The sequence below is a fragment of the Bradyrhizobium sp. CCBAU 11361 genome, from assembly GCF_028128935.1.
Lineage (GTDB): Bacteria > Pseudomonadota > Alphaproteobacteria > Rhizobiales > Xanthobacteraceae > Bradyrhizobium > Bradyrhizobium niftali.
The window spans coordinates 60,987-81,964 of the sequence record NZ_LBJZ01000177.1; the positions used below are offsets into that span (position 1 = coordinate 60,987).

The following is a 20,978-nucleotide window of genomic DNA, read 5'->3' on the forward strand; positions in this document are numbered from 1 at the left end:
TCTCCAAGCACGCGACGCAAACCGAAATCCGGTCGCGGGACGCCGCTTATGGACCAACCGAGGTTGATTCATCAAGGTGCCGCGCGCAACCGTCGACAGACGATTTTTTTGTCGAACCGATGCGATCTCGCCACAATCGTGGGGATGGCGAAGGCTCCTCTGTTGCGTTGCGCCGGACCAAAATAGCAGCCCCGTCATCCTGAGGTGCGCACGCCGCAGCGCGCATAGCGCTGCGGAGGAAGCCTCGAAGGATGAACGGCCGAGATACAGCCGGGCCGTGCATCCTTCGAGGCTCGCCCAGCGACGCGTTGCGCCGCAGGGCTCGCACCTCAGGATGACAGATGAAAGGTTGCGGCCAGTGGCTTGACATGCGCCCCGGTTCAACGGCTGTTTGCACCGCCGGACCACCGAACTCTGAGGACCAGTCATGCGGACGACATCGGTCGGCGTCATCAAGATCGTCACCAAGGGCCCAGGCGACGTCTCCGGCCTCATGGCCATGATCGGCGCCGGCGCGATCGATCCGAGGGAGATCCTGGCGATCCTCGGCAAGACCGAGGGCAATGGCGGCGTCAACGACTTTACCCGGGAATATGCCGTTGCCGCACTGTGCACGGCTCTGGCGCCACAGCTCAGCCTGTCCCCGGAGGAGGTCGAGCAGCGCATCGCCTTCGTGATGTCGGGTGGCACCGAAGGCGTGCTCAGCCCGCACATCACCGTGTTCACGCGCCGCGAGGTCGAGCGGCGGCCGGCGGGCTTGTCAGGCAAGCGCCTGAGCATCGGCATGGCGCACACGCGGGACTTCCTGCCCGAGGAACTCGGACGCGCCGCGCAGATCGCGGAGACGGCCGAGGCCGTGAAGGCCGCGATGGCGGACGCCGGCATCGCCGACCCCGCCGACGTCCATTTCGTGCAGATCAAGTGCCCGCTGCTCACCAGCGATCGCGTCGAGGCCGCAAGCACACGCGGCCACAAGACGGCGACGACCAGCGCCTACGGCTCGATGGCCTATTCGCGCGGCGCCTCCGCGCTCGGCGTTGCGGTCGCGCTCGGCGAGACCGGCTCCGACATCAGCGACGGGGACGTGCTGCGCCGCTACGATCTGTTCTCCAAGGTGGCGTCCACCTCGGCCGGAATCGAGCTGATGCACAACGTCGTCATCGTGCTCGGCAATTCGGCGGCATCGGTCAGCGAATTCGAGATCGGCCACGCCGTGATGAGCGACGCGATCGACGCCGCCGCCGTGACGTCGGCGCTGCAGAGCGTCGGGCTTGGCGTCGCGCCGCAAGCAAAAGCCGGCCGCGAGCTCGTCAACATCTTCGCCAAGGCGGAGGCCTCGCCTGATGGCAGCGTGCGCGGCTTTCGCCACACCATGCTGGAGGACACCGACATCAGCTCGACGCGCCACGCCCGCGCCGCGGTCGGCGGCCTGATCGCAGGCCTTGCCGGCACCGGCGCGGTCTACGTCTCCGGCGGGGCCGAGCATCAGGGCCCTGCGGGCGGCGGGCCGGTTGCGGTGATCGCGCGACTATCGGATTGAGACGGCCGGCCTCCCTGGTCGTGCGACCTCTCCGCCCCATGCAACCCTGCCCTTCGCGCCGGCTCAGTTGATTCACGCAGGGTCCATGCGAAAGGAAGGAACGTCGCATCTAGGGATTTGAATTTCATGACTTTGCCGATGAGCTGGAACGAGTGGGCGCAGCACGATGGCGTGGGGCTGGCGGCGCGCGTCCGCAAGGGCGAGCTGACGCCGAAGGACCTGGCCCGCCAGGCCACTGCTGCCGTCGCCAAGGTCAATCCGGCGCTGTCGGGCGTGGTCGAGCTGTTCGAGGACGTAATCGCCGACCCGGCCAGGGACGGTGCCAACCTCGCCGGCCCGTTCGCCGGCCTGCCCTTCCTGATGAAGGATCTCGGGCCGACCATGAAGGGCCGGCTCCAGGAGATGGGCTCGCTGCTGATGCGCGGCAATCGCGCCGCCGCTGATACGTTCCTGACCGGCAAATTCCGTCAGGCCGGACTGAACCTGATCGGGCGCACCACCACGCCGGAATTCGGCGTGTGCAGCTCGGCCGACAATCCGGCCGTCTACGTCACGCGCAATCCCTGGAATAGCGACTACACCACCTGCGGCTCGTCGGCGGGCAGCGCCGCGATGGTTGCCGCCGGCGTGGTGCCGATCGCGCATGCGACCGACGGCGGCGGTTCGATCCGCATTCCCGCCGGCGTCAACGGCAATATCGGGCTGAAGGTCTCGCGCGGCGTGTTCTCGCTCGCCCCGCACATGTCCGACCTCACCGGGCTCGTGTCGATCCAGGGCTGCCAGTCGCGCTCGGTGCGCGACACCGCCGCCTTCGTCGATCACGCCCGCGGGCCTGCGCCCGGCGAGTTCATGCCGTTCTGGACCACGGCGCAGCCCTATTCCGAGATGATCAAGCGCGATCCCGGCAAGCTTCGCATCGCGCTGTCGCACACATGGGGCGACTACACCGCGACGCCTGAGATCGCGGCCGAGCTGGAGAAAACCGGCCGCTTCCTGGAAGGCCTCGGTCATCACGTCGACTATGCGCTGCCCGAGCTCGATTTCCGCGCCGCGTTCGCGGCGCAGACGACCTGCTACATCTCGAATTTCGCGGTGGTGATCTCCAACATGCTCGCCGCGCGCGGACTCGAAAAGCCGCCGGAAGATCTGATCGAGCCCATGAACATCAGGATCTGGGAAGCCGGCCGGCACACGAGCTTCGCCGAGCGGGCGAAGATGCAGGGCGTGTTCAACACGACGTCACGCGGCTTCGGCGCGTTCTTCGAGCAATGGGACGTGATCCTGACGCCGATCACCGCGCTGCCGACGCCAAAGGTCGGCACCAGGGAATATCTCACCATCTCCGACAATCCCGATGTGCTCGACTGGTTCGGCAATCTCTGGCGCTTCTTCGCCTTCACGCCGCTCGCCAATCTCTGCGGCATGCCGGCGATCTCGATGCCGATGGCAACCCAGGACCACGACCTGCCGCTCGGCATCCAGGCGATCGCCAAGCAGGCCAATGACGGCCTGCTCCTGCAACTCGCCGCCCAGATCGAGCGCGCGCTCGACGGCAAGTGGAACGGCGGCAGGAAGCCGAAGGTGCATGTGAGCTGAGGAGCTGCGATCGCGGCGACATGCGACGCGATGCCGCCTCAGTTCTTCACCGCCGGGATCTCCTCATTCGGCTGCTGCTGCCCCTGCTTGTACATCGCGAGCGCCTTGTCGAGCGCTTCGCGCAAGGCAAGCGCCGCGGCCACGCTGCAACGCAAGTGCGCGGTCTGGATCACGTCGACCCTGACCGCGGCGCCAACCGGCATCAGCAAGTTCGCGGCGAGCTCGATCTGGATCGCGCCGTTGTGATGGCCGAAACAGGACGCACCGTCGAAATAGATGATCGGCGCCCGCTCGGAGCTCGAGCTCGAAATGGTGACCGGCCCCTGATTGGTGCCGGGTGTTTCGGGGTCGGCCATAAGCGCTCCTTGCGGCTAGTCGAACGAACGAGGCGCCCACCATCGGCGCTTCGGCCCGCCCTGTCGAGGCCCAACCGCCGGCGGACCTGGCACACGACGCGTATTCGGGGTTTTGCGCGGCGCCCGGCACTGGTCTAGAACATCGCCATGTCCAGCTCATCGACGCCAAGCCTGCCTGCCACACTCCCGTTCGAGGAGCTCGCCGAGGCCATCAAGGGCCGCCGCTCCGATTACGGCCATATCAGTGGACTCCAGCTCGACCGCTTCGCACCCGGCGAGGCCTGGTCCAGCCTGCCCTACCGTCCCGTCTTCGTCGGCGACACCGAGACCGGGGTGCTGCATGGCGGCGTCGTCACCGCGATGCTGGACGAGAGCTGCGGCATGGCTGTGCAGCTCGCGCTCGACGGCACGCGCGCGATCGCAACCCTCGACCTGCGTATCGACTATCAGAAGCCGGCGACGCCGGGCCTCGACATCAAGGCGCATTCGATCTGCTACCGCACCACGCGCTCGATCGCCTTCGTGCGCTCGACGGCGTATCAGGAGTCCGAGGACGATCCGGTCGCGACCGCGACCGCCTGCTTCATGATCGGCGCCAACCGCACCAACATGCTCGCCGACCGCAGGATGGACTCGCGCAGCATCCCGACCCTGGAGGCGCCGGAGGATCCGGATGGCCCATTCGCCCGCAGCCCGTTCGCGCGCTGCCTCGGCATCCGCGTCAACGACGACGGCACGCTGACGATGCCGTTCTCGCCGAAGATTATTGGTAACCCGATCCTGCCCGCGATCCACGTCGGCATGACCGGCGCCTTCCTCGAGACCACGGCGATCATCGGGGTGGCGCGCGAGCTCGGCGCCGCCGCGCCGCCCAAGCCGATCGGGCTGACCATCAACTATCTGCGCTCCGGCCGCGCGCTCGACAGCTTTGCCAATGTCTCGATCGTGAAGCAGGGCCGGCGCATCGTCGCCTTCGAAGCGCGGACCTGGCAGGACGACGCGGACAAGCCGATCGCCACTGCCTTCGGTCATTTCATGCTGCGGCCAACGCCCGGAAGTGACGAGGAATAGGCGTATTTTCCCTTGACGGCGAGGGACCGGGCCACAACGATAGCGTGGTTCCTGCGAGAGGTATTGGATTGCGGCATCCGCTCGACATCGTCGCCATGTTCGCCGCGCTTTGGCTGCTGGCGTCGATGGTGCTCGACGCGGTGACGCCGAAGGAGCTGACCGCGGTGATGATCGGCATCGCGATCGGGCCTGCCGTGGTCATCACCGCGGTGTTCTACTATCTGCGCTGCCCGCGCACGGATTTCGCGGTGATGTTCGCCGCGCTGTGGCTGATCTCGGACATCGCCATCGCCTTCATCTCGCCGAAGGAGCTGCCGCATTTCCTGATCCTGCTCGGCTTCGTGCCGGCCCTGCTGATCGGCGGCGTCCTGCACTGGCAACGCTTCCAGCACCGCCACGAGCGGCTGCCTGTTCCGTCGGCGAAGCGGGGCTAGGGGAGCCGCTGTTCGAACACGGCCGCAGGATCGAAGCAGCCCGGACCTCGACTAGGCGTAAAATTATGATGAGACCGCAGGAAATCGATATCCGCAGCGGGTGCATTGCTGTAACATATCAACTTTAACGGAGACCTGCCAGGGCCCCGGAGTTGAGAATGTCCCCTGCTCAAGGCGCAGCTCAACAGATCGACGACGTCTACGTCAAATTGTTCACGCGCGGCAAACCGGGAAAGGTCGAAATCGGCGCGCCCGACAGCGACCCCGTAGCCCGCATCATCGAGACGATCAACGCGAGTATCTTGCGCTACGTCGGCGCCACGCTCAGGGACGCCGAACTGGCGCAGCTGCTGCAGCCGGACCGCGTCCTCGTTCGAACAATTCCGCCTGCGGGCATTGAAGCACTAACCATATGGATCGCACCTCGGCACGTCGTAGCCCTCAATCGGGGTCTTGCACTCTTTGTCTACCGGCTCGCCAGAGCTTTCGCCGCTCACGTGATCGATCGCACGCCCGCTGATCCGCCCGCGCCACCGGAAAGCCGGACCGCCGGCATCATCGCCACCCTGCTGGACTGGATGGCCTCGCCGGTGCGCGCACCTCTCGTTGACGACTGGCCAACCGGACCGCGCGAAATAAGGACAGCAGAGAACTTCGCGACTGCCGCCGAGCGCTTCGTGCTTGCACACGAAGTCGGGCATATCCTGCATAAGCATCTGATCGCCGACTCGGCCAAGGTGGACCTCAGCCAGGCATCGCTCCCGGAGCTCGACAGGCGGCCGGTCGATCAGGAGATCGAGGCCGACGTGAGCGGCACCTTCATCTCCATCGAGTCCATGCAGCACGAGGGCATCGACCCGCGTGCGGCCGTCACGGGCATCTACTTCTTCTTCCGGGCCCTGCAGCTCGGAGAGTTGGTCGGCGCCATCGAGGTCGACGAGGCACATCGGCCAGCCCAAGAACGGCTCGCAATTTGCGATCACGTCATTGGCGAGCGCTACGGATCGCACGCGCCCGTCTTTCGGCAGTGGGCCCATTCGACCGACGAATTGCTCGAACGGCTCGCCAGAGAGGCGCTGGCGGAGCGGGATCGACGGCGGACAGTCGCCACCGCCCGCATTGAAGAGGTTCTGAGCACCACGACGTGGAGCACGGGTCCACGTGACATCGTTCGCGATACGGCCCTGCTGAAGGAGATGCAGTCCCTGATGTCACATTCGCCGAGCGCGGTCATAGAGGCGCTCGCCGCCAGCCTGCTCGATGCCGACACATACAAGCAACTCTTGGAAGGCGCCCGATCTGCCGAAGCGCTCGAGCAGGACGATCGCTGGCGGCGTCACCAGATCGCACACTTCATCACTCGATACGCGCCCGAGCCGGTGAAGCAGGCGCTCGGCGTGCACTTTCCGATCATAGGAGGCCAAGAATGAAGAAGCCGGTCAAATACATCGACGAGCCCGATCCCGCCTGGTCGGTCGCCGCCGTCGAAAAGTTCGAGGTGACCCCGCATCCGGATGCCCATGATCCGATGATGCTGCAGCTTGATGGCCATTGCCCACGCTGCGAAGACCACATGCAGCACACCGAATTCCTGATCGCGTTCAAGGGCGTGGCTCCGACGAGCCCCGATACCTTGCGCGCGGCGGTCGAGGCGCTTCGGGACAAAGGCCTGATCGGCGAGTCGCTGCTTCCTGCCGAGTTCAGTGTTCGCTGCAATTGCAAAGTCAAGCATCCAGACCCTCTCGGACGCGCTGCGCTGACCGGATGCGGTGCGACCTGGAAGATGCGCATCGAGAGCTTCGGCGAGGAGCATTCGTGAGCGACTCCGTGGACACCAACACGAACGCAAAACCCGCGCGACCTGGCGTCAGAGCGGTGCTGCCGCACAATCCGATGCCCAGCGCGACCGAAATCGACGACCGCGCCCGGATGGCCGAAGAACTCAAGGTTGCCCTCGAGCGGGTACGCAAGACGGCTCAGGACTGGCGAACCGGGATGGCCGGCCTTCTCACCCTCGTCACGACCGTGCTGCTTTTCAAAGGTCAGGGCACGATCACTGCCTATGAACCCTGGGTCCAATACACGCTCGGTGTGCTGACGTTGCTCGCCGTCGCCGCCGCGATCGCTTCGCTGTGGCTGTTTCTCTCGGCAGCCAATGGCAGAATGCGGACTGTGAGCGTGCAGTCCATAGTCAATGAGGGAGGGGTCGACGTTCGCAATGTGAACCTGACCACGGATGCATTGGATGACCTGACCCATGCGCGGTACCTGGCGGTTGGCAGTGCGGTGCTGCTTGCGGCAGCGATTGCGTTCTCCTGGTACGGGCCGACGGCTGCGAGCAAGCCCCCCGCGTTCGCAAAATTAACCGTTCGCAGTACGACAGCGACACAACCAGAAGAGACCCTTTGCGGAGAGCTGACCGCTTTGGACGGCGCCACTACGGTCCTGAAGATCAGGAGCGAGCCCGACGCAAGGAGGCTTCCAACCCCACAACTGGTCTCCCTGATGCTCGTCGCCACGTGCCCGAGCGACACAACAAAATAGCTGGCCCCGCCGTGTTGCCGCGCCTAGCGCGGCAGCAGGTTGGTCTTGGCGAGATCCAGCACCTCGTCGCCACGGCCGTTCATCACCGCGCGCAGGACCCAGAGGCTGAAACCCTTGATCTGCTCGGGCGTGATCGTCGGCGGCATCGACAGCTCCTGCTTGGCGGTGACGACGTCGAGCAGCGCCGGCCCGTTGTGGGCCAGCATCTCCTTCATCGCGCCCGGGAGCTCGCCGGGATCCTCGACGCGCTTCGCGAAGATCCCCATTGCGCGCGCCATCGCCGCGAAATCGGGGTTTTGCAGGTCGACATTGGTGTCGACGAAGCCGGCGGCTTTCATCTCCAGCGCGACGAAGCCGAGCACGCCGTTGTTGAAGACCACGACCTTCACCGGCAGCTTCATCTGCGTCAGCGTGATCAGATCGCCCATCAGCATGGTGAAGCCGCCGTCGCCCGACAGCGAGATGACCTGGCGGCCGGGCTGCGAGGCCTGCGCCCCGATCGCCTGCGGCATCGCATTGGCCATCGAGCCGTGCACGAAGGAGCCGATCAGCCGGCGGCGACCGTTCATCTCGAGATAGCGCGCCGCCCACACCGTGGGCGTGCCGACATCGGCGGTGAACACGGCATCCTCGGACGCATGGTCGCTGATGACCTTTGCGAGATATTGCGGATGGATCGGTTTGCTGCCCGGGGTACCCCTGGCGAGCGAGTCCAACCCTTCGCGCGCCTTCCTGTAATGCGCAGCGGCATCGTCGAGATGCTTGCGCTGCGTCTTCGTCTTCAACAGCGGCAGCAGCGCCTCGATGGTCTGCTTGACATCACCGACGAGGCCGAGGTCGATCCTGCACCGCCGTCCCAGATTTTCCGGGCGGATGTCGATCTGCGCAATCTGGCAGTCGGTCGGGAAGAACTGCTTGTAGGGGAAATCGGTGCCGAGCATCAACAGGGCGTCGCAGGCATGCATGGCGGCATAGCCGGAGGAGAAGCCGATGAAGCCGGTCATGCCGACATCGTAGGGATTTTCGTATTCGACGTGCTCCTTGCCGCCGAGCGCATGCACGATCGGGCTCTTCAAGGCTTCCGCAAGCTGCATCAACGGGGCATGCGCGCCGGCGCAGCCACGGCCGCAGAACAGCGTGATGCGCTCGGCGCCGTTCAGGAGGTCGGCCAGCGCCTTCAGCTCATCGGCCGCAGGCAAGACCCTCGGCGCCGACAGCGCGAGTCCCCGCGCCGTCGAGAGCGCGCGCTTCGGCGGGGCGCGGAAAGCGACGTCGCCGGGCATGGCGATGACGGCAACGCCGCGCAGGCCCACGGCCGCGCGGATGGCGTTCTCGATCACGAAAGGAAGCTGGCTCGCATCCGAGACCAGCTCGCAATAATGACTGCATTCCCGGAACAGGTTTTGCGGATGGGTTTCCTGAAAGTAGCCGCCGCCGATTTCGGCCGACGGTATCTGCGCCGCGATCGCCAGCACCGGAACACGGCTGCGATGCGCGTCGAACAGGCCGTTGATGAGATGCAGATTGCCCGGGCCGCAGGAACCCGCGCACACCGCAAGGCTTCCGGTCATCTCGGCTTCGCCGGCGGCCGCGAACGCCGCAACCTCCTCATGCCGGACATGAACCCATTCGATGGTGCCGCGGCGCCGCAGCACCTCCGTAAAAGCATTCAGGCTGTCGCCGACGATGCCGTAGATCCGCTTGACGCCGGCCTGTTCGAGCGTTGCCACGAACAGATCGGCTACGTTGTTGATCGCCATGTCGGTCTCCTGATCTCGCTTGCTACGGCAAGATAGGATAATGCGCGACCGTGACGGGATCACGGCTGGTTTATTGCGAGGTCAGTCTTTCGCAATCGCCCGATCGTAGGCCGCAATCGTCACCTTTGCGCGAGCTGCGACATCCGCCGCATTCATGCCGGGCTTGTAGAGGCTGGAGCCGAGCCCGAATGCGGTCACGCCGCCCTTGATATACTCCGAAAAATTCTGGTCGGAGACGCCGCCGACGGCAGCGATCATCACGCCGGCCGGCAGCACCGCACGAATCGCGGCGATGCCGGACGCGCCAAGCACGCTCGCCGGAAAGAATTTCAGGCCCGATGCGCCTGAGTGCGCGGCAAGCAGCGCCTCGGTCGGCGAGAACACGCCCGGCAAGGTCACCATGGCGTATTGATGCGCACGCGTAAGCACCTGCGTATCCACATTCGGCGAGACCATCAGCTTGCCGCCGACGTCATTGAGACGATCGACATCTGCGGTGGTCAGCACCGTGCCGGCGCCGATCAGCACGCCGGCCGGCGCGAGCTTCGCGGCGGTGGCGATCGAGCGGAACGGGTCGGGCGAATTCAGCGGAATCTCGATCGCCGTCATGCCGGCCTCGATCAGCACGCTGACGATGGACTCGGCCTCCTCCGGCTTGATGCCGCGCAGGATCGCAACCAGCGGACGCTGCATCGGGGGAAAGGGAACGCTCATCTCAAGAATCCTTCTTAACTCGTCCAGATGGCCGCGGCTGCCATCGACAGGCCGCGGCGGACGGCTTCATCCGCATCGATCGGCGTCACGATCACCGGCAGCGCGTCGAAGGCGAGCCGGTACAGCATGGCGAGCCGCCCCGAAGCAATCAACGTGACGCCGGCTTTCGGCACGGCGCCGGAGAGACCCGCCGCCAGCTCGACACCGATCAAGGTGCCCGACAGCGTCTCGCGCGCCGCAGCCGGCGTACCGCCGAACAGCAGCTGCCGCGACCGCGCACCGAAGAGGAGATTGGCCGCAAAGGCCGGCGCCTCAAACGCGGCTTTCACCGCCGTCTTGAAGCTCGCGACATCCTCGGCGTCATCGGCACCGGCGACCGCAAGCGACAGGATCGTCTCGCGCGACACCACGCTGAACAGCTCGCCGGTCATGAAGGTGGAGAAATGCGCGACCGTGCCGTCTTTCACCCGCACCCATTTCGAATGCGTTCCGGGCATGCAGACCAGCGCTTCGCCGGCGGCCGCGAGGCCGAGCGCGCCGAGCAATTGCGTCTCCTCGCCGCGCATCACATCCGGTGCCTTGACGTCGCGCTGCGCGATGCCGGGCAGGATGCGGATGTCGCGCGCCTCGCCCGGCACGCGCACGGCCTGCTTCAGGATGGCGGAAAGCGGCGCCGGCGTGTCGACATAGCCGGCCTCGACCCAGCCGGTCTTGGCGCCGGCCATGCCGCAGACCAGAACGGGCAGATGATCCGGCGCTTCGATCGCCGCAAGATGCGATTGCAGCACGCCGGCAAATCCGGTCTTGGCCGCCGCCAGCATGCCTTCATCGCTACGGCGTTCGGCCAGGACCCGGCCGGCCCGATCGATCAACCACAGGCGGAAGCTGCTGGTGCCCCAGTCCACCGCAACATAGGCGGGTTCGGTCATCTCAGGTCTCGTCCTCGTCTCACCGGCAGGACGCCGTCTCGCGACAATGAGACGGCGGCCAGCAAATTCGCCCCGGGATATCGGCTATTGCCGCCGCAAACCAGCGTTTTCTCGCAGGTCTGAGACGCTGCCGCGCTGGCACACCGCTTGCTCATGCCTCCCCGCTCACATCCGTGAACCGCGCAGCAAGACGCGTCAATTGTGGAGAGGAAACCCATGGAGATCGGCTATTTCACGATGCCTTCGCATCCGCCGGAGTGCGGCCTGAAGGAAGGAAACGACTGGGACCTGCAAGTCATGCGCTGGCTCGACGAGCTCGGCTATCAGGAGGCCTGGGTCGGCGAGCACCACACCGCACCATGGGAACCCAATCCCACGCCGGATCTCCTGATCGCGCAAGCCTTGATGCAGACCAAGCGCCTGCGCATCGGACCGGGCGGCTTCCTGCTGCCCTATCACCATCCGGCCGAGCTCGCCAACCGCGTCGCCATGCTCGACCACATGTCCGAGGGCCGGCTCAATTTCGGCGTCGCGGCCAGCGGCCTGCCGAGCGACTGGGCGATGTTCAACGTCGACGGCATGAGCGGGCAGAACCGCGACATGACCCGCGAAGCGCTGGAGATCATCCTGAAGATGTGGACCGATCCCGCGCCCTGGACCTACAAAGGCAAATTCTGGACGGTGACCAAGCCGGACACGATGTTCGACTTCCTCAAGCCTCACATCAAGCCGTTGCAGGCACCGCATCCGCCGATCGGCGTCGCCGGGCTGTCGAAGAACTCGGACACGCTGAAGCTCGCCGGCGAGCGCGGCTTCATCCCGATGAGCCTCAACCTCAATCCCGCCTATGTCGGCAGCCATTGGGATTCGGTCGAGATCGGTGCGGCGAAGACCGGCCGCAAGCCGAACCGGCAGGACTGGCGGCTGGTGCGCGAAGTCTTCGTCGCCGACACCGACGCGGAGGCCTGGAAGCTCTCGACCGGCGACATGATGGGCCGGATGATGCACGAGTACTTCCTGCCCCTGCTCGGCCATTTCGGCTTCAAGGACTATCTGAAGCACGCGCCCGACGTGCCCGACAGCGACGTCACCGTCGAATATTGCGCCAAGCGGAACTGGATCGTCGGCTCGCCCGCGACCGTCGCCGAGAAGATCGAGAAGATCTACGACGAGGTCGGCGGCTTCGGCGTGCTGCTGGTGTTCGGCTTCGACTACAAGCACAAGGCCGAGGCCTGGCACCATTCGCTCTCGCTGCTCAGCAACGAGGTGATGCCGCGCCTGAAGCATCTCGGCTCCGCGAAGAAGGCGGCTTGACCCGACGCGGATGCGGCGCGATCGTGCCGCATCCGCACCCGTTTCGGAGATTTCCACGTGAGCGTGGACGCAAAGGATTTCAAGCAGGCGATGCGCCAATGTGCCGGCGCCGTCGCGCTGGTCACGGTCGGTGCCGAGCACGGCAAGCGAACGGGACTCACGGTCACCTCGGCCTGCTCGCTGTCGGACAATCCACCGTCGCTGATCGTCTGCGTCAACCGCAACGCCAGCGCGCATGCGCGCATCCGCGAGGAAGGCGCCTTCGCGATCAACTTCCTGCACGAGGACCACGCGCTGCTGGCGCTCACCTTCAGCGGCCAGAAGGGCGTCAATGGCGACGACCGCTTTGCGTTCGGGCAATGGACGCGCGGGGCCACCGGCGCACCGGTGCTGACGGATGCGGTCGCCGCGTTCGATTGCGAACTGGCGCAGGAGTTCGAAACCAAGACGCATTCGATCTTCGTCGGCGAGGTCCGCGGGGTGTCGCATTCCGACGGGGCTGCACCGCTCGTCTATCTGCGCAGCAGCTTCCACATTCCTCACGAAATCCGCGGCACCGTGACAGTCGGCGACCTCGATTCACGGCATCTGAGCTGGACGGATTTTTCGTAAGGACGGCATCGCAGGTGCGCTCCCTCGCCCCGCTTGCGGGGCCGCGACGAGCTTCGCTCGCGCTGAGAGGGTTGGGGTGAGGGGGAGTCTCCACGGGGACGGGAATAGTTGGACTCGCGGAGAGTCCCCCTCACCCGCCGCGCTTCGCGCGTCGGCCTCTCCCCGCAAGCGGGGAGAGGCGAAGCCTGGGGCTCGCTCCTCGACGCTACTGCGCGGTCTCGATCTTCAGCTGCTTGATCTTCCGATACAGCGTCGCGCGGCTAAGCTTCAGCGCACGCGCCGCTTCTGTCACGCGGCCGCCGTGCTTGCGCAGCGCCTCGATGATCGTCGCGCGCTCGGCCGCCGCGAGGTCCGGTTCCGCCGCACGGCCACCGAACGGCGGCAGATCGAGATCGGCATCGGCGATGACGCCGTTCTCCGCGGTGCAGCCGGCAAGCCGCAACACATGTCGGAGCTGGCGCATGTTGCCGGGATAGTGATAGGCCGAGAGCAACGCCCAGGCTTCGTCCGACAGGCGGCAATTGGGCGCTTCCTCGCGTGCAATCTGGCGAATGATGTCGTCGCGGTCGGCGCGCTCGCGCAAGCTTGGCAGCTTCACCTCCATGCCGCGGAGACGAAAATAGAGATCGGCGCGGAAGGCGCCCTCCTCCGCCATGCGGCCGAGATCGCGATGGGTGGCGCTGATAAGGCGGATGTCGACCGGCACCGGCTTGAGCGCGCCGAGCGGCCAGACCTCGCGGTTTTCCAGCACGCGCAAGAGGCGCGTCTGCAGCGCGATCGGCATGTCGCCGATCTCGTCGAGGAACAGCGTGCCGCCGTCGGCCTGCACGATCAGGCCCTTCGAGCCCTCGCGCCGCGCGCCGGTGAAGGCCCCGGCCTCGTAGCCGAACAGCTCGGCATCGATCAGGCTCTCCGGCATCGCCGCGCAGTTCAGCGCGACATAGTGGTTGCGCGCGCGGTTGCTGGCGGCGTGAATGGCGCGCGCGAACACGTCCTTGCCGACGCCGGTCTCGCCATGCAGCAGCACCGGCAGATTGTGATCGCCGATGCTCCTGAGCCGCTTCACGCTTCTGATCAGGCCGGGATCGCGGCCGGCGAGCCGGCTCAAAGCATCGAAGCGATCGACAGGCGCATCTCGGCGCGGAACGTGTGATCTCGCGCGCAGCGGTGGGGCAACGTGGCCCTGGCCCAACGGACTGCCATCGGCGCGGCGCAGGTCAACAACATCGTCCGCACTGCGCGCGGCGTGATGATCGAACTTGATGTAACGCGACAGATCGATGCCCGATGCGATCATGCCGTCGGTGAGGCCGAGCAGCGCACGCGCGGAACGACACGCGCCGACGATGCGGCGGTCGTCGTCATAGGCGAGCAGGCCGCTGCCGCCGTCACCCGGCACCGTCGCGATCCAGGCGTTGCGGAAATGGCCGCGGAAGATCGCGCCCTCCATCCGCCGCGTCGCCTCCATGGTCACCGCGAGCGCGAGCTGATGCGCGGCGCGTTCGAGATCCTCGCGGCAGGAGGTGATGTTGATGGCACCGGCGAGCCGCCCGGCCTGGTCGAACAGCGGCGCCACGGCACAGGAGAACATGTGCCACTGCGCGCGAAAATGCTCGTCGCGATGCACCAGGATAGGCTTCTGCTCGGCGAGTGCGGTGCCGAGCCCGTTGGTGCCCTCACAAGTCTCGGCGAAGTTCGAGCCGGTGTAGATCTTCCAGTCCAGAAACATCCTGGCATCGGCTTCGCCCGGAAGCCGGCTGAACAGCATGGTCGCGTTCACATCAGCCAGATTCACGCAGTAGCCGGCGTCGCGCAGCACGCGGGCGAGGTCGTCGAGCTCGGGCGTTGCGAGCCGGATCGTCTCCTCCATCGGCTCGGCGACCTGCCGGATCTCGGCTTCGGTCAGCGTCTGCGGCGGGCCCTGGCGGGCGGGATCGAGCTTGTGGCTGATCAGGCAGCGCCGCCAGGAATTGGCAATCCGCGAAGAGGCATCGACGTCGGCCACGTGATTGGCGACGGACAAGACACGGGCGACATGGTTCGAGGCCGAAAGGCTGGCCATCGCGGACGTCTCCACCCTGTATTATTGTGCAAAGTCTGGCAGCACGGGCGGGGATGTCAATCGGGAACCCCCTCGTCATTCCGGGGCGGCTCGAAGAGCCGAACCCGGAATCTCGAGATTCCGGGTTCGATGCTTCGCATCGCCCCGGAATGACGTCGTCCATAAATTGCTGCAACGCCCTCACCACGTATCGATACAGGGCCGCTTCTTCGTTGTCCTCGGCTCGGGCTTCGGCACTGACCTAAGCCCCGCCATGATCCAGCGCCGCGTCTCCGCAGGGTCGATGACGTTGTCGATCTCGAACACGGACGCGATCGAGACCGCCTTGCCGTTGGCGTAGAGCTCGGCGACCTTGTTACGGTAATAGGTCTCGCGCTCTTCGGGATCGGCAATCGCCTCCATCTCCTTGCGGAAGCCGAGGCGGACATAGCCTTCGAGGCCCATGCCGCCGAATTCGCCCGTCGGCCAGGCCGCGGTGAAGAACGAGGCATGGAAGCCGCCGCCGATCATCGACTGCGCGCCCAGCCCATAGCCCTTGCGCAGCACGATGCCGAACAGCGGGACGGTGAGGCTGGCGCCGGTCACGAACATGCGCGAGACGTGGCGCACGATCGCGGTCTTCTCGGCTTCCGGGCCGACCATGAAGCCGGGCGTGTCGCAGAGCGAGACGATCGGCAGATCGAAGGCGTCGCAGAGCTGGAGAAAGCGCGCGGCCTTATCGCCGGCGTCGGCATCGATGGCGCCGCCGAGATGGCGCGGGTTGTTGGCGATCAGGCCGAACGGCTTGCCCTCGATGCGGATCAGCGCGGTGATCATGCCGACGCCGTAGTCGCGGCGCAGCTCCAGCACCGAATCCTTGTCGGCGACGAGATCGATCACGCTGCGGATGTCGTAAACGCGCAGGCGGTTCTCCGGGATGGCGCGGCGGAGCAGACGCTGGTCGGCGGCCTGCCACTCCGTCACCGCGCCCTGGAAATAGGACAGGTATTTTTGCGCGACACGCGTCGCCTCTTCTTCATCTTCGACGAGGATGTCGATGACGCCGTTCGGCGACTGGAACGAGACCGGCCCGACCTCGGCCGGATGGTAGACGCCGAGCCCGCCGCCCTCGATCATCGCGGGGCCGCCCATGCCGATCGAGGCGTTCTTGGTCGCGATGATCACGTCGCAGCAGCCGAGCATCGCGGCATTGCCGGCAAAGCAATAGCCGGAGACGACGCCGATCACAGGCACAAGGCCGGAGAGCCGTGCGAACTGCACGAAGGACGGGCCGTCGAGACCTGTCATGCCGAGCCGGTCGGTGTCGCCGGGCCGGCCACCGCCGCCTTCGGCGTAGAACACCAGCGGCACGCGCCAATCTTCCGCCAATGTCAGCATGCGGTCGATCTTCTTGTGGTTCATGTGGCCCTGCGTGCCCGCGAGCACGGTGTAGTCGTAGGCCACGACGATGCAGCGCGCGCCCTCCGGGCCGAAATGCTCCGCATTGACGGTGGCAACGCCCATCACGAGACCGTCGGCCGGCGTGTTCCTGATGAGATCATCGAGCTTGCGCCGGCGGCGCTGCGCCGCAATCGCGAGGCCGCCGTACTCCATGAAGGAGCCGTCGTCGACGAACTGGGTGACGTTCTCGCGGGCGGTGCGCTGATTGGTGTTGCGGCGCCGCTCGACCGACGCCGGCCGGTTCGCATCGAGCGTGTTGGCCTGGCGCGCGATCAGCTCGGCGAGATCGGGGCGGATATGGTCGAGATCGACATCGGTCTCCGCCGCGGAATGATCGGCCGCGACGTCGAGCGGCTCGAGATACATGATCGCTTCGCCATGCATCAGCGTGACGCCGTCGCCGGCGACGAGCTTCATGACCCGGCCGCCCTGCTCGGCCATGACGAGATGTTCCATCTTCATGGACTCGATCACGGCGAGCTGCTGGCCGGGGCGCACGATCTCGCCTTCCTTCACCTGGATGGTAACGATGGTCCCCTGCAAGGGTGCCGCGACCATCACCGCGCCTTCAGGCACGACCTGCGCGACTTGTGCCTCGGTGCCGTGACCGCCGCCTCGCTCGGTCGCGGCAAAATAGAGCGGCTTGGCTGCGCCGTCGGCCGCTTCGACGAGCTTCGCAATGTTGCGATCGATGAAATCGGTCGCGATGCGGTTGGTCCTGAAGTCGGGATGCGCGAGCACGGCCTGGAGAAACGCGACGTTGGTGACGACGCCGTCGATCCGGAATTCGCGCAAGGCGCGCGAAGCCTTGGCGACCACGTCATGCCAGGCCTCGCCAGGCGTATGCACGATGACCTTTGCGAGCAGCGAGTCGAAGGCCGCGCTGGTCTTGTAGCCCGAATAACCAAAGCTATCGACGCGGACGCCGGGTCCCGACGGCGGCTCGAACACGGCGAGCACGCCGCCGGTCGGATGCGTCGCGCCTGTCTCGTCCAGCGTCTCCATGTTGACGCGGAGCTGCATGGCGTAGCCGCGCGGCTTCGGGATCGATCCTTGCGCAAGGTCGAGCGAGGCCAGCGTGCTGCCCGCGGCGACCGCAAGCTGGGCGCGGACGAGGTCGAGGCCGAGCACCGCTTCCGTCACGGTGTGTTCGACCTGGAGCCGCGGATTGGCCTCGATGAAGGCAAAGCTGTCCTCCGCCGTGCCGTCGACCAGGAACTCGAAGGTACCGAGATTGTCGTAAGCCGCGGCGGTCGCGAGCTGCCTTGCCGCCTCGATGATCCGACCACGCAAGGGCTCGCTCAGTGACGGGCTCGGCGCCACCTCGATCAGCTTCTGGTGCCGGCGCTGGATGGTGCATTCGCGTTCCCAGAGATGAGAGATCGCGCCGTGGCGGTCGCCGATGATCTGCACCTCGATATGGCGCGCCTGGCGGATCAGCCGCTCGGCATAGACGCCGTCGAAGCCGAACGCCGCCTTGGCCTCGGACTGGCAGCGCGCATAGGCTTCCGCGAGGTCGGCCGCGCTCTCGACCACGCGCATGCCGCGGCCACCGCCGCCGGCCATCGCCTTGATCACGATCGCCGCATTGCCGCCAACCGACGTGAAGAACGCCGTGATCTCCTCCAGCGACGACGGCCCGCTGGTGCCGGCGATGATCGGCACGCCGCAGCGCTTTGCCAATTGCCGCGCCGCGACCTTGTCGCCGAACAGCTCGAGCGCCGCAGCCTTCGGCCCGACGAAAGCAATGCCCGCGCCGCCGCAAGCCTTGGCGAACGCCGCGTTCTCGCTGAGGAAGCCATAGCCGGGATGCACCGCATCGCAGCCGGCACTCTTCGCCGCCGTCACCACCGCCTCGATGTCGAGATAAGCCCGCGCGCCGCGGCCGGGGATTTCGACCGCCTCGTCGGCGACCCGCACATGCAGCGACAGCGCGTCGTCCGCTGGGTGGATCGCAACCGTCGCTATGCCGGCATCGGCCGCCGCGCGCGCGATGCGGATGGCGATCTCGCCGCGATTGGCGATCAGGAGTCTCTTGAACGACATGATGTCTCTCACTCAGACTGCGGCAGGCAGATTTGGATCGAGGTCCTGCTTCTTCACCTTACCCGTCGCCGTCAGGGGCAAGGCTGCAATGATGCGGATCTCCGGGACCTTGTAGACGGCCATGCGCTCGGCGCACCAGGCGCGCAGGCTTTCCGCCGAGATGGTACCGACCGCCTCCGGCTTGAGCTGGATATAGGCCACCGGCACCTGACCCTTCTCGGGATCGTCGCGTCCGACCACGCCCGAGCCCAGCACCTTCGGGTGCTGCCCCAGCAGCGCCTCGATCTCCGGCGGGAAAACGCTCATGCCCTTGACCTTGAGCATCTCCTTGCGGCGGCCGAGGAAGTGCAGAAAGCCGTCCTTGTCGATGCTGCCGATGTCGCCGGTGCGCAGCCAGCCATCGACGAGCGACTCTGCGGTCGCCTCCGGCTTGTTCCAGTAGCTCTTGAGCAGCGACGGCGTCCGCACCCGGATCTCGCCTTCCGCGCCGAGCGGCAGCAGCGCGCCGGTCTCGAAATCGGTGATCTTGAACTCGGCGCCAGGGACGGGCAGGCCGACGAAGATCGGCTGATTGTTGAGATCGAAATCGTCGTCCTGGAAGCCTGATGTGAAGGTGTTGGAGGTGTGGGTCTCGGTCATGCCCCAGGCCGCCTCCATCAGGATCGTGCCGGTGAGATCCTTCCAGCGTTTGCGATAGTCGGCGTTGAGCTTCTTGACGAAGGAGACAACGCGCACCTGCTTCAACGACGACAGGTCGAACTCGCTCCAGCGCGGATGATCCATCAGCTCCACCGCGCCATCGACGGGCATCGCGGTGATCGTGACCTTGTACTTGTCGATCGCGGCCATCGCGCCGACGGCATCCCAGCGCGCCAGCAGGACCAGCGTCGCGCCGGAGAACAGCGGGAAGATCAGGCCAAGGTTCTCACCCGCGATCCAGAACTCCGGGAAGAACGACAGGAACACGCTGCTCTCGTCTGATAGCACTGAGATGCCGTAATTGGCGGCGGCGGTGTAGACCATGTCGCGATGGGTATGGACGCAGCCCTTCGGCATGCCGGTGGTGCCGCCGGTGTAGTTCAGCGCGGCGACCTCGTCGAGGCCGGGCGACGGCAGCGGCGCAGGCGCGGGCAGCGCGGCAAGCGCGGGCAGCAGATCGGTCGCGCCTGCGACTGCGATGCGCGGCGCGCGGATCGAGTCCGGTGCGGGAAATGCGGGCGATGCCGGCACGACATCGGCAAAGCTGGTGACGATGATCTCGCGCAGCCGTACCTCGCCCCGCACCTGCTCGACGACGGGGATGAGCTGGTCCAGCGCCACGATCACATCGGCCTGGGTGTCGTTCAGCTCGTAGGACAGCTCGAACGCGCGCGACAGCGGACTGACGGGGACATGGACCGCGCCGAGCTTCAAGATGCCGAAGAACACGATGTGGAATTGCGGGCAGTTCGGCAGGAAGACGGCGACGCGATCGCCCTTGCGCACGCCCTTGGCCTGCAACAGCGCCGCGAAGCGGTCGCTCTGCCGGTCGAGATCGGCGTAGGTGGTGACGTGCCCGTAGAAGATCACCGCGGGACGATCCGGGCTCCGCTTCGCCCAGGCGCGCAGATATTCCGTCAAGGGAACTTCGCCGTGCAGATAGTTCGGCGAACGCGGCATGCCCTTCGGCCAAGCCTTGTCCCACAAGCCGCGCAGGGTGGCGAGGTAGTCCTTTTCGCTGATGCCCGCGTTCATGACGTCATCCCGGTGCTGTTTTTCTTTTCGCGAGGGCACGCGCGTGCCGTCGCTCGGCATCGTTACACGTCGAGCACCGCGCACTTCATGTCAAGGAAAACAGTTTTCCGCATCACGGCCGATGCCGCGGCGCGGAAAAAAGCAGGCGTCACGCCGTGACGAGGCGAATGATCCGCCTCACGGCCGACGGGATCGGCGCGATGACGGGGACAGTGAACATCGGCTGAAGCTCGCGCGCGGCTTCGCCCAGCGGCCCGCCGCCGATGATGACGGCCTCCGCCCCGTCCTGCGCGATGCAGGCCTCGACCGCGCCGGCAAGGGCTGCGCGCAGCCGCGCCGGATCGCGCATCAGCTCGTTCGGATCGCCTTCGGCAAAGCGCGTGCCGGTGTAGCACGATCGCAGTCCCAGCGCGTCCGGCAATGCGTCGATCTTCGCTTTGAGCAGCGGCGTCGTGGTCGCCACACCGAACCGGCGGCCACCTTCGGCGGCCTCCAGCATCGACGACTCGCCGATGCCCACCGCAGGCAGCCTGATCGCCGCCCTGATTCCGGCAAGGCCCGGATCGCCGAACGCAGCGACGATGATGCCGTCCGAGGTAGCTTGATGCGCCCGCGCGATCTCCTCGACCTCGGGGGCGGCCGCCTCCAGCGCCTCCACCGACACGATCATCGACGGCGCGCGCGTTGCCGTGGCGCCGACGATGTCGAAACCGGTCGCGGCGGCCGACTTCGCGATGGCGACCATCATCGCCGTGGTCGCCTCAAGACTGTTCGGATTGATCAGGAGGATGCGCGCGCGCCGATCGGAATTTGGGTCCATCCTGTC

17 protein-coding genes are annotated in these 20,978 nt (G+C 66.1%); 9 read left to right on the forward strand and 8 right to left on the reverse strand.

The genetic code is table 11. The features are described 5' to 3' along the window. The first annotated feature begins 427 nt into the window (after nucleotides 1–427). Nucleotides 428–1,540 (forward strand): ring-opening amidohydrolase, encoded by a 1,113-nt coding sequence (locus XI08_RS21650; protein WP_271575892.1) that lies wholly within the window; start codon nucleotides 428–430, stop codon nucleotides 1,538–1,540. A gap of 126 nt (nucleotides 1,541–1,666) precedes the next feature. Continuing rightward, entirely contained in the window at nucleotides 1,667–3,136 is a 1,470-nt protein-coding gene (locus XI08_RS21655; protein ID WP_271575893.1) for an amidase, read from the forward strand. 38 nt (nucleotides 3,137–3,174) lie between these two features. Here the strand turns inward: XI08_RS21655 and XI08_RS21660 are convergent, their stop codons facing one another. Beyond that, nucleotides 3,175–3,492 (reverse strand): hypothetical protein, encoded by a 318-nt coding sequence (locus XI08_RS21660; RefSeq protein WP_027547125.1) that lies wholly within the window; start codon nucleotides 3,490–3,492, stop codon nucleotides 3,175–3,177. Between the two features lie 147 nt (nucleotides 3,493–3,639). Between XI08_RS21660 and XI08_RS21665 the strand changes: the two genes are divergently transcribed. From XI08_RS21665 to XI08_RS21685, 5 genes are all read left to right on the forward strand, one after another. After that, a complete protein-coding gene (locus XI08_RS21665) occupies nucleotides 3,640–4,563 on the forward strand; it encodes a PaaI family thioesterase (protein ID WP_271575894.1) in 924 nt (307 codons plus the stop codon). A 68-nt stretch (nucleotides 4,564–4,631) separates the two neighbouring features. Then, the gene (locus XI08_RS21670) at nucleotides 4,632–4,997 is read left to right on the forward strand and encodes a hypothetical protein (protein WP_271575895.1); all 366 of its coding nucleotides are present in this window, start codon (nucleotides 4,632–4,634) and stop codon (nucleotides 4,995–4,997) included. A gap of 158 nt (nucleotides 4,998–5,155) precedes the next feature. After that, entirely contained in the window at nucleotides 5,156–6,427 is a 1,272-nt protein-coding gene (locus XI08_RS21675) for a hypothetical protein (RefSeq protein ID WP_271575896.1), read from the forward strand. After that, nucleotides 6,424–6,816, forward strand: a complete 393-nt coding sequence (locus tag XI08_RS21680; RefSeq protein ID WP_027547121.1) for a hypothetical protein — start codon at nucleotides 6,424–6,426, stop codon at nucleotides 6,814–6,816. Before XI08_RS21675 ends, XI08_RS21680 begins: the two co-directional genes overlap by 4 nt. Beyond that, nucleotides 6,813–7,541, forward strand: coding sequence for a hypothetical protein (locus XI08_RS21685; protein ID WP_156937001.1), 729 nt, complete (start codon nucleotides 6,813–6,815; stop codon nucleotides 7,539–7,541). Before XI08_RS21680 ends, XI08_RS21685 begins: the two co-directional genes overlap by 4 nt. A gap of 23 nt (nucleotides 7,542–7,564) precedes the next feature. On the opposite strand, the gene poxB is transcribed toward XI08_RS21685, so the two are convergent. The 3 genes from poxB to XI08_RS21700 all read right to left on the reverse strand — a co-directional run bounded on the left by poxB (nucleotide 7,565) and on the right by XI08_RS21700 (nucleotide 10,944). Beyond that, nucleotides 7,565–9,301, reverse strand: a complete 1,737-nt coding sequence (gene poxB / locus XI08_RS21690; protein ID WP_271575897.1) for a ubiquinone-dependent pyruvate dehydrogenase — start codon at nucleotides 9,299–9,301, stop codon at nucleotides 7,565–7,567. An 81-nt stretch (nucleotides 9,302–9,382) separates the two neighbouring features. Next, nucleotides 9,383–10,015 carry a 2-dehydro-3-deoxy-6-phosphogalactonate aldolase gene (locus XI08_RS21695; protein ID WP_271575898.1) on the reverse strand — a complete coding sequence of 211 codons (633 nt, stop codon included), beginning with the start codon at nucleotides 10,013–10,015 and terminating at the stop codon, nucleotides 9,383–9,385. A gap of 14 nt (nucleotides 10,016–10,029) precedes the next feature. Further along, nucleotides 10,030–10,944: a 2-dehydro-3-deoxygalactonokinase gene (locus XI08_RS21700; RefSeq protein ID WP_271575899.1), complete on the reverse strand. Its 915-nt coding sequence runs from the start codon at nucleotides 10,942–10,944 to the stop codon at nucleotides 10,030–10,032. A 216-nt stretch (nucleotides 10,945–11,160) separates the two neighbouring features. Between XI08_RS21700 and XI08_RS21705 the strand changes: the two genes are divergently transcribed. Next, nucleotides 11,161–12,258: an LLM class flavin-dependent oxidoreductase gene (locus XI08_RS21705; RefSeq protein WP_167771313.1), complete on the forward strand. Its 1,098-nt coding sequence runs from the start codon at nucleotides 11,161–11,163 to the stop codon at nucleotides 12,256–12,258. A 57-nt stretch (nucleotides 12,259–12,315) separates the two neighbouring features. Further along, a complete protein-coding gene (locus XI08_RS21710) occupies nucleotides 12,316–12,870 on the forward strand; it encodes a flavin reductase family protein (RefSeq protein ID WP_271575900.1) in 555 nt (184 codons plus the stop codon). Between the two features lie 205 nt (nucleotides 12,871–13,075). Here XI08_RS21710 and XI08_RS21715 read toward each other — a convergent pair whose 3' ends face one another. The 4 genes from XI08_RS21715 to XI08_RS21730 form a co-directional block, all read right to left on the reverse strand. Next, nucleotides 13,076–14,932, reverse strand: coding sequence for a sigma-54-dependent Fis family transcriptional regulator (locus XI08_RS21715; RefSeq protein ID WP_271575901.1), 1,857 nt, complete (start codon nucleotides 14,930–14,932; stop codon nucleotides 13,076–13,078). Nucleotides 14,933–15,112: 180 nt separating this feature from the next. Further along, nucleotides 15,113–18,418 carry an acetyl-CoA carboxylase family protein gene (locus tag XI08_RS21720; protein WP_271575902.1) on the reverse strand — a complete coding sequence of 1,102 codons (3,306 nt, stop codon included), beginning with the start codon at nucleotides 18,416–18,418 and terminating at the stop codon, nucleotides 15,113–15,115. A gap of 12 nt (nucleotides 18,419–18,430) precedes the next feature. Further along, nucleotides 18,431–20,152, reverse strand: a complete 1,722-nt coding sequence (locus tag XI08_RS21725) for an AMP-binding protein (protein WP_271575903.1) — start codon at nucleotides 20,150–20,152, stop codon at nucleotides 18,431–18,433. Nucleotides 20,153–20,300: 148 nt separating this feature from the next. After that, nucleotides 20,301–20,972 (reverse strand): aspartate/glutamate racemase family protein, encoded by a 672-nt coding sequence (locus tag XI08_RS21730; protein WP_271575904.1) that lies wholly within the window; start codon nucleotides 20,970–20,972, stop codon nucleotides 20,301–20,303. Nucleotides 20,973–20,978: the final 6 nt, after the last annotated feature.